Annotated in this window: 9 protein-coding genes; 1 reads left to right on the forward strand and 8 read right to left on the reverse strand. The window is 66.0% G+C overall.

All coding sequences use genetic code 11. From position 1 onward, the window contains the following. Positions 1 to 111: 111 nt before the first annotated feature. The 4 genes from BUC15_RS17040 to BUC15_RS17055 are packed head-to-tail and all read right to left on the reverse strand — an operon-like array spanning position 112 to position 5,789. Complete coding sequence (locus BUC15_RS17040; protein WP_073190728.1) at positions 112 to 2,016, reverse strand: acyltransferase family protein; 1,905 nt, start codon at positions 2,014 to 2,016, stop codon at positions 112 to 114. Positions 2,017 to 2,068: 52 nt separating this feature from the next. Next, complete coding sequence (locus BUC15_RS17045) at positions 2,069 to 3,979, reverse strand: acyltransferase family protein (protein ID WP_073190731.1); 1,911 nt, start codon at positions 3,977 to 3,979, stop codon at positions 2,069 to 2,071. Between the two features lie 11 nt (positions 3,980 to 3,990). Further along, complete coding sequence (locus tag BUC15_RS20090) at positions 3,991 to 4,635, reverse strand: hypothetical protein (RefSeq protein WP_073190733.1); 645 nt, start codon at positions 4,633 to 4,635, stop codon at positions 3,991 to 3,993. Beyond that, a complete protein-coding gene (locus BUC15_RS17055) occupies positions 4,632 to 5,789 on the reverse strand; it encodes a glycosyltransferase (RefSeq protein ID WP_139280338.1) in 1,158 nt (385 codons plus the stop codon). Before BUC15_RS17055 ends, BUC15_RS20090 begins: the two co-directional genes overlap by 4 nt. Positions 5,790 to 5,968: 179 nt before the next feature. Between BUC15_RS17055 and BUC15_RS17060 the strand changes: the two genes are divergently transcribed. After that, positions 5,969 to 8,611 (forward strand): phosphoenolpyruvate carboxylase, encoded by a 2,643-nt coding sequence (locus BUC15_RS17060; RefSeq protein ID WP_073190739.1) that lies wholly within the window; start codon positions 5,969 to 5,971, stop codon positions 8,609 to 8,611. A gap of 135 nt (positions 8,612 to 8,746) precedes the next feature. Here BUC15_RS17060 and BUC15_RS17065 read toward each other — a convergent pair whose 3' ends face one another. The 4 genes from BUC15_RS17065 to BUC15_RS17080 form a co-directional block, all read right to left on the reverse strand. Beyond that, the gene (locus BUC15_RS17065; protein ID WP_073190743.1) at positions 8,747 to 9,772 is read right to left on the reverse strand and encodes an ABC transporter permease; all 1,026 of its coding nucleotides are present in this window, start codon (positions 9,770 to 9,772) and stop codon (positions 8,747 to 8,749) included. Continuing rightward, positions 9,769 to 10,833, reverse strand: a complete 1,065-nt coding sequence (locus BUC15_RS17070) for an ABC transporter permease (protein WP_073190747.1) — start codon at positions 10,831 to 10,833, stop codon at positions 9,769 to 9,771. The genes BUC15_RS17065 and BUC15_RS17070 overlap by 4 nt, the downstream gene beginning before the upstream one ends. After that, a complete protein-coding gene (locus BUC15_RS17075; RefSeq protein ID WP_073190749.1) occupies positions 10,830 to 12,407 on the reverse strand; it encodes a sugar ABC transporter ATP-binding protein in 1,578 nt (525 codons plus the stop codon). The genes BUC15_RS17070 and BUC15_RS17075 overlap by 4 nt, the downstream gene beginning before the upstream one ends. 103 nt (positions 12,408 to 12,510) lie before the next feature. Beyond that, positions 12,511 to 13,521 carry an ABC transporter substrate-binding protein gene (locus BUC15_RS17080; protein WP_073190752.1) on the reverse strand — a complete coding sequence of 337 codons (1,011 nt, stop codon included), beginning with the start codon at positions 13,519 to 13,521 and terminating at the stop codon, positions 12,511 to 12,513. Positions 13,522 to 13,818 lie beyond the last annotated feature (297 nt).

Consider the following 13,818-nt stretch of genomic DNA (forward strand, 5'->3'; position numbering starts at 1 on the left):
GGATTCGCAAGTCAAACCGACGCTGCCCGCATCGTCAGCAGACAATGCCCGGTTCTCGTCAATGAGTAGCAAATCCTGCTCAAACCACCAACCAGCACCGCGCCGAGCCAGTCACCCTGCGGCGGTCAGTACCTCCTGCAGCACCTCGTCGGCGACCTCGCGCCCATACGGGTCGACCAGGATGTGGCTGCCGTCCGGGCGCAGCACCCTCCCCCCCGGTTGCCTGTCGTCGCAGGTGGCAGGGGCAACGGCTTCAGCTGGTTCCGCGTCGTTGCAGACGACGGGGTCCATCCGGAAGGTCCTGACCCGATCGTCGGTTGCGGCGATGTCGACAACCATGTCGTTCCAGCGTCGGCGGTGCTCGTCGTGGTTGATCATCAGGTCGTAGAGCGGGTGGCAGTCCTCCGCGGTACACCGGGAGAGCATCCCTCCGCCGGGTCGCTCGGTCTGGGCTATCACCAGGATCGCGCCGGTACTCGTCAGTCGGTCGATGGTGGCCTCGGTGTCGGAGCGTTGCGTGGTCCAGAACAACTCTTCGTCGGGCCCGACGACGCGACCGTCGATCCAGCGCTGGTGGATCTCATATCGGGACCACCAGAACACGATGTCCGGCTGGTCGGCCTTGAGCTTCTCCTCCTGGATACCCGCGACCATGGTGCAGTCGCCCACGCCTTCGTGGTCTGGTTTGCCGTACTCCTGGAGCTCAATGGAAAGAGGTGGGCAGCCGCCCCGTGACGCGTTGTCGACCACGAGTTGCTGCGCCCGGGCGGCCTCGTCGAGCGATTCCATGAGCCGGAAGGGCACCGAGTCGCCGACGACCACGATCGTCTTGCCCTCAGCCACAGCCGGGCTCATGCGAAGGGCCGTGGACCAGCCGAGCGTGACGGCCATCGTCGCGGCGACCGCCACGAGCAGCCGACGCCCCGTCAGCCATTTCGAGATCCGACCACGGCGGATCGGTTCCTCCACGAAGTGGTAACTCAGCACCGCACAAATCAGCGTCCCGACGAGCGCGACCGGAGCCCTCAGCGCCCGGAACCCATCATGGTGGGCCAAGCCCAGCAGCACGCTCCACGGCCAATGCCAGATGTAGAGCCCGTACGAGATCTTGCCCAAGTAGACCATCGGCGCGACCGACAGGACCTTCGAGATCCCGGTCGACGACGAGGTGGCGAGCGACCCGATCACCAGCGCGACCCCGATACTGAGGATCACCGCACCGCCCTGGAAATAGAGCCTGCTCGGCCCCTCCAGGAACGGGAGCACCACGATCGCCATGGCCGCACCGACGGCGGCGGTCGAACGGGTGTGGGCCGAGAACCAGGCGCGCACCCCGTCGACGGACATCAGGATGGCGAGCAGGGCACCGAGCAGCGGCTCGAACGCCTTCGAATCGGTGCCCATGTAGGCCCGGTCGGGAGCCTCTGGGTCATAGAGCGCCATGAGCGCCACAGCCGAGATCAGGCTGATCGCGACCGTCACCGACGCCAGCGTGGCGACCAGACGGTTACGCGCCCCGAAGCGGCCCAGAAGCCAGGCGATCAGCCCGATCAGGAGCGGCCAGATGAAGTAGAACTGTTCCTCGACCGCCAGCGACCACATGTGCAGCAGCAATGAGGGGGTGCCGTCCGAACTGAAGTAGCTGTTGGACCCCATGAAGTGCCAGTTGGCCAGGTAGAGCGCCGTCCAGGCGACATCCTCTGACGCTGCCGTGCGGCGAAACAGCGGGATGAAGAACGTCGCATACGTCAGTACCCCCAGCAGCACCAGGGTCGCGGCCGGCAGCAGGCGTTTGAACCTCCGTTGCCAGAACTTGGCAAACTGCGGACGCCCGTAGAGTTGCGTGTCCCTGAGCAGACCCGACGTGATCAGGTATCCGGAGAGCACGAAGAAGACGTCCACGCCCGCGAACCCGAGGCCGAGCCGTGGCACGCTCAGATGGAAGGCGATGACCAGGCCGACGGCGATCGTGCGGAGCCCGTCGAGGCTCGGCACGTAGCTTGCGGTCGGTGGCACCCGGCCGATTCTAGCTGTTTGGGGTCCATTCCCCTTCCCCGCGCTCACCCGGTCAGGACCGGTAGGACCGGAGCACCTCACGCACCACGGCCTCCGCCGTCGGTGGACCGAACGGGTCGAGGGTCACGTGAATGCCGTCCTCCCGAAGGAGGCGTCCGTTTCCCTGGTGGTCATCGCAGGCCGCAGGCTTGCGCGGCTCGGTCGGCTCTGGCCCGTTGCACAGCAACGGGTCCATGCGGAACGTGCGCACGCGCGGATCGTCAGCGGCGATCCGCTCGATGATGCGGTTCCAGCGGCGACGATACTCGTCACGGTTGAGCGCGTAGTCATCGAGCGGGAAGCAAGCCCGATCGCCCACCGGACACTTGGCCAGCAAACCGATACCTGGACGCTCCGGTTGTGCGATCAACAACGTCGCGCCCTCCCGCGTGAGCCTGTCAACGCTTTCTCGCACCTCAGCTTCGAGCACGATCCAGAACTCTTCCTGTTCCGGCACCAGGAGCCGCCCTTGGAACCAGCGCTGATGCGTCTCGTAGCGCGACCACCAGAAAACGATCTCCGGGTCATGCCGTTCGATCAGATCGTCCTGGATGGCGCTGAGTGCCCGACAGTCGCCAGGGCCCTCATGATCAGGCTCCCTATACTCCTGGAGTTCAACTGCCAGCGGGGTGCAGCCACCGCGGGCAGCGTTGTCGAGCGCCCAGCCTTGTTCCTTCGCCGCGGCATCCAGCGAACTCATCAGCTTCAGAGGGACCGAATCCCCCGTCACGACCATCCACTGCCGCTCCGGCACGAAGCCTTGGGTCGCCCGGAGCGTGCCTGCCGCTGCCAGAATGACCGCCATCGAACCGAGTACCGCAGCCACGAAACGCGGCGCAGTCAGGCCTGAAACTGCGCGACCGTGGCGGATGGGCTGCTCCACGAAATGGTAGGACACCACCGCCGTCGCGACCGTCCCGCACAGGGCGACGACCGCCGGGCCCGCCTTGAACGCCCCATGGGAAAGCCCCATCCACATGGCCCATGGCCAGTGCCAGAGGTAGAGGCCGTATGAGATCCGACCAAGATAGGCCATCGGGGCCCATGCGAGGAACTGGGAAAGAGCCGACGGCGGTCCGCAGACCAGGGCAGCGATGACCGCCACCACCCCGAGGCTCAGCAACAGGGCTCCGCCGTAGAAATAGAAGCCGCTCGGTCCGGCGAGGAATGGCAATGTGATAATCGCCACCAAGGCGCCGAGGGTGGCCAGGATCCGGTACCTGTCCGCAGCAGCCTGACGGACGCGCGGCATGGACAGCAGCAGCGCCAACGATGCGCCAATCAGTGGCTCGAAGGCCTTGGTGTCGGTGCCCATGTAAGCCCTGTCGGCCGCCGTCGGGTCGTAGAGCACCGCCAGGGCGATCACCGAGGCGAGCGCGGCGACCCCCGCCAGGATCACCAATGGCTTGGTGACGTTGGATCTTCGCCGGAGGATCACGCAGGCCAAAGCGATCGCCAACGGCCAGGCGAAGTAGAACTGTTCCTCAACCGCTAGTGACCACATGTGCAGCAGCGGCGACGACATCCCGTCGGAGGAGAAGTAGGTGTTGGCCTGCATGAAATGCCAGTTGGCCAGGTAGATCACCGTCCACATTGCGTCCTCGGACACGCCGACCCGACGGTAGACAGGTAGCGCGAAACTGGCATGGACGAGAACAGCCAGCAGAAGCAGGCTCGCTGCGGGAAGCAGCCTCCGGAACCGACGCTGCCAGAATCTGGCGAGTCGCGGACGACCGAACCGGTTGGAGTCGCTGATCAGGCCCGCAGTGATCAGGTACCCCGACAACACGAAGAAGACATCCACCCCTGCGAAACCCGCGCCCAGGCCAGGGACCGCAAGGTGGAAGGCGATCACCAGCCCGACAGCGATCGTCCGCAGGCCGTCGAGGCTCGCGATGTAGTTGCCCTTCTCCGCGGCTTCCACCGGGCGTCCCCCTAAGTCCTGACCGATTCGCCGCCCCGCGCGCCCCCTCCGGCTTCGGGCTTCTCGCCGTAGACCCACGGCGCGACCTCCTGACCCGACAGCCAGGCCCGCCACACCTCAACCACCACGAATGGCACCAGGGCGGCGCCCACCCCCCAACGGGTGACGGTGCGCAGCGGCAGCTCCGATGTGATGGGAATGAACGGCGGATTGCCTACCGTGCTGTCGGCGCTTGACGCGCACGCGTCGAGTTCACGACCGTCGACCGTCACCTTCACCCAGCTGTGCCCGGCAAGCCACCACGGGTATCCGAATCCGCGGACCCGGGCCGCATGCACCAGCCGGGTGTGGAACCCCACCCCGCGCAGCACCTGGGCAAGCACGGTGTTGTACTGATGCGACCACCCGCGGTGGGCCCGAAGCGATGCGTGTGGCGTCTCCGTCAGGTGCCAGAGCGAGTGCGCCGGGTAGGCCTCCGCCACAACCCTGATCGCCTCGTCGGCCAACGCGCGACCAGCCAAGCCCGAGGCCCGGCACCTTGCGACGAGCCCGTCTACCGTGTCGGGTACGAGCGTCCGGATTGGTGGTGGGGCCATCGCCCAGACGGGGGCGAGAGCGGCGCCCACCAGCAGCGGTAGCGTCCAACGCAGTTTCATCTCAGTCGACCCAACTTGTTGTTTCGGGCGAAGCCCTTGAGGGACCGGTAGGGCACCTCATTGGCGAGTTCGTCGTGGAGTGCGAGCATCTGGTCGACGGTGCTCTGCCACGGGTATCTTTCCGCCCTGGCCCGTGCGGCGGCGCGGAGGTCGGGGTCCAGCCTCGGCAGCAGGGACTCAACCGCATCGGCCAGCGACGCGGCGTTTGGGTCGCCGGCAGCCCCGGACGTGCCGTCGACCAGTTCGTGCGCGCCCCCACGGTTTGATGTCACCACCGGCGTCCCGCAGGCCAGCGCCTCCAACACGGCCAGCCCGAAGGTCTCCGCTGGGCACACCGACAGCGCGAGGTCCGCGGCCGCGATCCGGGCGGCCACCTCGGCGCGGCCGGCCACGAAGCCCCGGAAGAAGACCGGTGCGTCACCGGCGATCCGTTGCAGTTCGGCTTTGTCAGGCCCGGTTCCGTAAAGGTCGAGCCTTACCCGGTGTCCCCTGCGGTGGAGTTCGACGACCGTCTCGACGGCGAGTTGCGGGCTCTTCTCGTGCGAGAGTCGACCGACGTAGCAGAACTTGAGCACGCCGTCGTCGACCGGGGTGCCCGCCCGTGGATTGAATGTTCCAAGATCGACGCCGAGCGGCACCAGGTGCAGGTTGGCCCCGGTGTTGGCGAACTCATCCGCGGCGAACCGGCTGGTCACGACGACCGAATCGAAGCTCTTGGAGAGGCGCCGGTTGAGCGCCCCCACCACGGTCTCGACGCCGAACGAGCGCCGCGCCCACATCGCGAGCATGTCGGAGAGTCGCTCATGGCTGAACAGCACCGATCCGACGCTCCGCTTGGCGGCCCAGCGGCCCGCCGGGGAGAGCGTCCACTTGTCGGAGACCTCGATGCTCGTGGGACGGAACCGGTCGAGCACGTCAAGGGCGCGCCACGGTTGGAAGATCATCCTGTACTGCTCGCTGACCTTCGGTGCACGTACCGAAACCAGGATCCCCGCCTCGGTCTCGGTCACCTCATCGCGGGCCCCGGGCGAGACGAAGATCCGGGTGTGACCCGCCTCGACGTAACCTTGCCCGAGGGTCTCGATGACCACCTTCATGCCCCCGGATGTGGGGCCCACGAAGTTGGCCAGCTGGGCGATACGCATGGCCCCAATATATGCAGGCGTGCCTATGGCCGTTGCAACGACCTGTCGTTGTTCCTTCTCATGCGTTGAACCTGACGGCGCCGCGCGGCTTCCGAGTCGGAACCCGACCGGGTCGTGAACGATGCCAGGGTCTCAGCGCAGGCTGCTCATCCGTCGGGCCGGGACGAGGCCCCGGTATGGTTTGGCGCATGCCTGAGACCGACACGACCCGAGCCGGCGCCCCCTCCACGGAGGCGAGCCCGCTGCCTGCTCAGCTGCGCGCCGACGTCCGCCTGCTGACCACCCTGCTGGGACAGGTGCTGAGCGAAAGCGGGTCGAGCGGCTTGTTCGACGACGTGGAGGCGCTCAGACAGGCGACGATCACGGCGCATCAGGACCCGTCGGCAGAGGCATTTGCCAAGGCGATCGAGATCGCGGATTCCTTCACTGTCGAGCGCGCCGACGAGGTGGCTCGCGCCTTCACCGTCTATTTCCATCTGGTCAACCTCGCCGAGGAGTGCCAACGGATCCGGATTGTGCGTGCGGGGGCGGCCGACCCTGATGAGCCGGGCGACACCATCCCGGGTGCATTCTCACAACTGGCGGCAGAACTCGGGGAGGACGCCGCCCGGCAACGGCTGAGCGGGCTCCGGTTCCACCCCGTCTTCACCGCGCATCCGACGGAGGCGCGGCGCCGCGCGGTCGCCTCAAGCATCCGGCGGCTGGCAGCCTTGCTGGACGAGCGCACGGTCGTCGGGGCGGACCCGGCCGCTGGGCGCCGCATCCATCGTCGGCTGCTCGAAGAGATCGACACCCTCTGGCGCACCGCCCCGCTGCGGGCCACCCGACCGGCACCTGAGGACGAGGTCCGCTCGTTGATGACGATCTTCGACGAAACCCTCTACACGACGCTGCCGCGCATGTACCGCTATGTCGACGACGCGCTGCAGCCGGATGACTCGGGCAGGAGAGCCCCGCTGGTTCGCCCGTTCGTGCGGCTCGGCACCTGGGTCGGCGGTGACCGGGACGGCAACCCCTCGGTCACGGCGTCGGTGACGATCAAGGCGGCAGCGATCGCCTCCGAGCACGTGCTGCTCGGCTTGGAGCACACCGCTACGGCGCTCGCACGCTCCAGCACGCTCGACTCGGACGCGACGCCGCCGTCGTCGGAGCTGATCGCGCTCCGTCGTAGCCTGTCGTTGGCAGACGAGTCGATCGCGGCGGCATCCACCGTCAGCGCCCCCAACGAGCCACACAAGCAGACTCTGGTGCTGATCACGCGCCGGATCGCGGCGACCAGGACACGCAACGCAGATCTGGCGTACAGCGACCCCGATGCCCTGATCGCCGACCTTCACGTCGTGCAGGATTCGCTGCGCGCCGCGGGAGCCATGCGCCAGGCGTTCGGCACCCTGCAGACGCTGATCTGGCAGGTGGAGACCTTCGGATTCCACCTGGCTGACCTGGAGGTGCGCCAGCACTCGGCGGTCCACGCCAAGGCGTTGGAGGAATGCGTCAGCGGGGGGCCGAGGTCGCAGCAGACCTCGGAGGTGCTAGATGTGTTCCACGCCGTCGCCCAGACCCAACGCAAGTACGGCCAGCGGGCGGCCGGTCGCTACATCGTGTCCTTCACGCGGTCGGCCGAGGACCTGGCCACCGTGTACCGGCTCGCAGAGTTCTCCGGTGCAGACCCTGTCCTAGACGTGATACCTCTATTCGAGACCTTCGACGACCTGAGGGCGGCAAGGGGGATCCTCGCCGAAGCCGTGAAACACCCTGCCTTCGCGGCGCGGTTGGCCCAGACCGGCGGAAAGCTCGAAGTGATGCTGGGCTATTCCGACTCGTCAAAGGATGTCGGCCCGGTAGCCGCCAACCTCGCGCTGTATGACGCGCAGGTCCAGATCACCGAATGGGCGCGCGACAACGGCTACGAGCTCACGCTCTTCCACGGCAGGGGCGGCACCCTCGGGCGCGGCGGAGGGCCGACGAACACGGCGATCCTCGCGCAGCCACCGCACTCGGTCGACGGGCGGTTCAAGCTGACAGAGCAGGGGGAGGTGATCTTCGCGCGCTACGGCGACCCCACGATCGCGATGCGTCACATCGACCAGGTGGCGGCCGCCACCCTGCTTGCCGCCGCGCCGTCGATCGAGAGCCGAAATGTCGCCGCCGCGGAGAAGTACGCCGAGGTCGCCGCGCAGTTGACGGCGGCATCCCGGGCCCGGTTCGACTCGCTGGTCAAGGCCGACGGGTTCGCCCCCTGGTTCGCCACGGTCACGCCGATGGAGGAGATCGGTCGGCTGCAGCTCGGCTCGCGGCCTGCCCGTCGGGGCCTCTCCGTCGAGTCACTCGAGGACCTGCGCGCGATCCCCTGGGTGTTCTCGTGGTCGCAGGCCAGGATCAACCTGGCGGGTTGGTTCGGCCTGGGCAGCGCCCTGGCGGCAGTCGGCGACGTCGACCTACTGAGCCGTGCCTACGAGGAATGGCCGCTGCTGCGCACCGTCATCGACAACGTCGCCATGAGCCTGGCCAAGGCCGACCCGCGAATCGCAAGGCAGTACCTGGATCTCGGCGACCGGCCAGACCTCACCGAGCTTGTCCTGAGTGAGATGGAACTCACCCGTTCTTGGCTGAACCACATCGTCGGCGGCTCCGAGCTCCTGGACAACCGCCCAGAACTCCACACGGCGGTCCACCTTCGCAGTCCTTACGTCGACGTGTTGTCGCTGCTGCAACTGCGTGCATTGCGGGTGCTGCGCTCCGACTCCCCGGATGCCGCCGGCTCCGATTGGGAGCACCTCCTGCTGCTGTCGGTTTCCGGCGTCTCGGCAGGGTTGCAGAACACGGGGTAGAGCTACGACGAACTCCTCGCCGCGGGCAGCCGGTTCACCGAGATCTTCCGCGAACAGGCCGCTTGAGACACAAAAAGCGCCGGGGGTGGAGCCGCCCGCTCCACCCCCGACACGTCTCTATCGACCCGCCGAGGATCAGTCTCTCTGTTTCGCGAGCACCGCCCGCTGCAGGAGGACGAAGATCAGCAGGATCCCGCCGGTGATGATCGTGGTCGCCTCGGGAGGCACACCCCCGTCGCGGGTGATCAACACGTTCATCAGGCCGAGCACCAGCGCACCAACCACCGAGCCGAGCACGAACCCGACCCCGCCGGTCAGCAGCGTGCCACCGATCACCGTTGCGGCGATCGCGTCGAGTTCCCAGCCGACACCGGTGATGTTCTGCGCGATGCCGAGCCTCGTGGTGTAGACGACGGCTGCGAGCCCCGCCAGGAGGCCGCTGATCACGTAGACCCACATCTTGGTCGCGTGCACCGGCAGGCCCATCAAGGCCGCCGATGGTTCGGAGCCGCCGATGGCGTAGACGGTGCGACCGGTGCGCGTCCTGTGGAGGATGAACCAGCCGACGGCCACCACGAGGATGGCGATGATGACGCCGGGTGTGATCACGAGGTCGTTGACTTTGGGCCCATCGATCAGCTTGATCTGGGTGGCGAGCACCAGGATCGACGAGTCCTCCGGGAGCCGCTCGGGAACGGTGCTAAGCATCGAGGCCAGGCCTCTCGCCAGGAACATCATCGACAAGGTGGCGATGAAGGGCTGCACATTGAAGTACTGGATCAGCACCCCGGAAAACAGCCCGAACAGGCCACCGGTGGCGATCATCACGGCGACCACGAGCCAGGCGTTCCAACCCGCGTTGATCAACATGACGCCCGACACGGAGGTGAAGGCGATCACGGCCCCAACTGAGAGGTCGATGCCTCCGGTGAGGATCACGAACGTCAGGCCCACTGCGAGGATGATCAGGTGGGAGTTGTTGATGAACAGGTTGGAGATCGTGTTCATCTGGACGACGCGGCCGTATGCGGCCTCACCGTAGATGATCATGCCGACGAAGATGACGACGGCTGCCACGGTCGGAAGGAAGTCGAGTCGGAGCCTCAGGCGTTCGGCGAGTGGCGGCTTCACCTGGTCTGGGGTCTGGGTAGCGACGCTCATGCTGCGGCCACCTCCTCCTTCTTCGTCGGTGCGACGGGGGTCGACCTTCTACGCTTGAAGGCGCTGCGGACCCGCTCGGACTGCAGCAGGCACAGCGCGACGATCACGATGGCCTTGAATGCGGGTGTGGCCGAGGACGACACACCGAGGAACACGACGGTCTTGTCGAGCGTCGCGATGAGCAGCGCGCCGATCGTGGCACCAGTGATGTTGAACTTGCCTCCGGCAAGGGAGGTGCCACCGATCACGACGGCGAGGATGGCGTCCATCTCGAGCTGGTCACCGGTTCGGGAGATGTCCACCGTCATGACGCTTGCGGTGGCGAAGATTCCCGCGATTCCGGCCATCAAGGCGCTGATCGTGTAAACCGACAGCAGCAGGCCGCGGCGGTTCACGCCTGCCATGCGTGCCGCCATCGGGTCCATGCCGATGGCCTCGATCATCAGGCCGAGCGCGCTGCGGCGCACCAGGAGCCCGAGGAGGATGACTATCGCGATCGCGATCAGGAACACCACGGGGAGCCCGAAAACGTAGCCGTTTGCGATCCATCGGAAGGTGTCGTTGGTGGCGGCGGTGTTCTGGCCGCCGGTGATGACCTTGGCGATTCCGCGTCCGGCCATCATCATCACGAGTGTCGAGATGAACGGTTGCAGCCCCACCACCGAGACCATGAACCCGTTGAACAGGCCAAGCAGAAGGCTGACGCCCAGCGCGAGTGCCAGCGCCGTGAACGCTGCCCCCGGCGTGTTCGGGGCTGTGGATAGGAACTGCATCGAGACTGCGCCCGCCACCACCATCACGGAGCCGACCGAGAGGTCGATGCCGCTGGTGGCGATGACCAGGCACATACCGATGGCGATCATCATGATCGGGGCCGCGGCCCGCAGGATGTCGATGACGTTGCCGACTAGCGCCCCATTGTTTGGGTTGAAGCTGAGCGCGAGATACCTGGGGTCCTTGACCGAGTTGACGATCAGGAGGATGACGATGGCGACTATCCCCCAGACATACTGGCGACGAAACAGGTTGGCGATCACGCCACCGTTGCCCGTGCCGCTCATTGGAGAACCTCCTCAGGCTGGGATGCGACGCCTTCGGCCGCCTCCTTGGCGTCTTCGACGCCGTCTTGCGCGATGATGTTGACGATGGACTCGGCCGTGACCTCGGGACCGTTGACCAACTCGGCGATCTTACGATGATCCTTGAGCACCACGATCCGGTCGCTCAGGCGCACCACCTCCTCCAGTTCGGAGGAGATGAACACCACGCTGACCCCTTCGGCGGCCAGTTCCAGGACGCGTTCCTGAATCTCGGCCTTCGCGCCGATGTCGATCCCGCGGGTCGGTTCGTCGAGAATCAGGATCTCGGGCGACGTGGCGAGCCAGCGTCCCAGCAGCACCTTCTGCTGGTTTCCACCCGACAGGTTCCTGATGGGCTTGTCCGGGTCGGCGGGGCGGACGTTGAGTTCCGCAATGTACTTGGCGACGAGTTCATCGACCTCCTTGCGTGGGAGCGGACGGTGCCAGCCCCTCTTGGCCTGCACTCCGAGGATGATGTTCTCCCGGACGGTCAGGTCACGGATGATGCCCTCGTCGCGACGGTTCTCGCTCGAAAACGCGATGCGGTGCTTGAGCCCAGAAGCCGGTGCCTTGATCTCAGCCTTGACCCCGTCGACAGTGACGCCACCGGTCTCGGCCTTGTCGGCGCCGTAGACCAGGCGCGCAAGCTCGGTTCGGCCGGACCCAAGCAGGCCGGCGAAGCCAACGATCTCGCCGCGGCGCAGCTCGAGGTCGACCGGTTCGATGGCGCCCTTGCGGCTGATCTGCTTGGCGGAGTAGACGACCTCACCATGGTTGTCCGCGCGCTCCTCCCGACCGGAGTCGAGGTTCTGCAACGCGGCGATGTCCTTGCCGATCATCTTGGCGATGAGTGCGGTCCGGTCAAGGTCACGGGTCAGGTACTCCCCCACGAACGCTCCGTTGCGCAGGACCGTGAGCCGGTCGCTGATCGCGTAAACCTGGTCGAGGAAGTGGGAAACGAAGAGGATGGCGACGCCTTCATCACGCAGTCGCCGGATTACGGTGAAGAGTTGTTCGACCTCCACAGCGTCGAGGCTGGAGGTCGGCTCGTCGAGGATCAGGACCTTTGCGTTGGTCACCATTGAACGGCTGATCGCCACCAGTTGCTGCATCGCGAGCGAAAGCGACTTGAGCGGCGCCTTCGGATTCAGGTGACCGAGCCCCAGCTTGCCGAGCGCCTCCCGCGCCTTCTCATGGCTGGCTTTCCAGTTGATGCCGAGCGCGCTCTTGACCTCGTGGCCGAGCATCACGTTCTCGCCGATGCTCAGGTTGGTGCACAGGTTGACCTCCTGATACACCGTCGAGATGCCCGCGGCCTGCGCATCGGCGGTACCGGCCAGGTGAAGGTCCTGGCCGTTGATGAGGATCCGACCCTCATCGATCTTGTAGACGCCGGTCAGCGCCTTGATCAATGTCGACTTTCCTGCGCCGTTCTCACCCATCAGGGTGTGAACCTCGCCCGGAAGCAACCGGAAGTTCACGCCATCGAGTGCCTTGACGCCGGGAAAGCTAATCGAGATGTCCTGCATCTCGACAAGCGGAAGCGACTCCATCATCGCTTGGTCTCCCTGCTATTGGTGATTGCGTGGCCGTCGCCACGCGCTGGGTGGTGAGCGGGGTCCTGCGACCCCGCTCACCGTGGGCGGGTTTCGCCTTGGATCAGAACTGGCGGTTCGGCAAAGCCGCTTCGGCGGCCTCGGGCGAATCGAAGGTTTCGCTCGGGACGATGATGTAGGAATCGACCTCTTCGCCCGCGAGGGTCTTGTTCACGACGTCAAGGGCGGTCTCACCGAAGAGCGGGTTGTACTCGGCGACGAAGCTGAGGTTGCCTGCGGCGAGGGACTCGAGGGCGGCCTTGGTGCCGTCGATCGTGGCGATCTTGACGTCCACGCCCGGGGTCAGCCCCGCCTCTTCAACAGCCTGAACCGCGCCCAGCCCCATCTCGTCGTTCTGCGCGAAGACGAGCTGGACGTCGTTGTTGTTCGACTTGAGGACCGTCTCGAAGACGCTCTTGGCCTCTTCGGTCGACCAGTTGGCGGTCTGGGAGCCGAGGCTCGTGAACTTGTCGTTGGCCGAGATGACCTCGTTCCAGCCCTCGTTGCGCTCGTTGACCACGGAGACGCCGGCCGGGCCTTCTAGCACGAAGTAGTTGCCACCGTCAGGGAACGTGGAGATCGCCCAGTTGGCGACCGACGTGGAGACCTCGATGTTGTCGGGGGCGATGCGGGTGACGTAGAGGTCGGTGTTGTCCGGCTCGATGCCGCGGTCGATCAGGACGACCGGGATCTCGGCCTCCTGGGCCCGCTTGAGCGAGTCTTCCCAACCCGAGCCTTCGGTGGCCGACAGCAGGATGATGTCGACTTCCTCGTCCACGAACGACGTGAAGGCGTCGATCTGCGACTTCTGGTCGAGCTTGGCCGCGGGTGCGTACTTCAGGTCGAAGCCGGCCTCCTTGGTGAACGTGTCTTGGATGTTCTGCTCGTTGGCCTTGCGCCACGCGCCTTCGGGGCCGACGGCGACGAAGCCGACAGTGGTGAGTTCACCGCTGTCGCCTCCCGCGCTCTCGCTGGCTCCCGGCGTGTCACCACCGCCGCACGCGGTCAGGCCGAGGGCAAGTGCGCTGACGGCGAGAACGCCAATTGACTGAGCGAACCGACGCTTGATGGACATTGATCTCCTCCTCGAGATACCCCGGGCGGCGGAGCCTGCTCTTCGCTGGAGGCTGCAGCACGGGCGGTGTTGCTGGGGAACGCGTTGTTGCGTTGTGAAGATGATGTTACCGGGAACATTCTGTGGTGGCAAGGCTCCCGGATGGACGAAATCTAACGATTTGGTCACGACGCAACCGACGCTGGGCGCTGTACACGGGGCAGTGGCCGATACTCGACCCCAGACGGAGCAAAATCGACCACTGGCCGATTCTCGACGACCTTCGCCCGCCCGAGCCGAGACCCAAACGTCAGGCAG

Origin of the sequence: Tessaracoccus bendigoensis DSM 12906 (assembly GCF_900141915.1) — a bacterium.
Classification (GTDB): domain Bacteria; phylum Actinomycetota; class Actinomycetes; order Propionibacteriales; family Propionibacteriaceae; genus Arachnia; species Arachnia bendigoensis.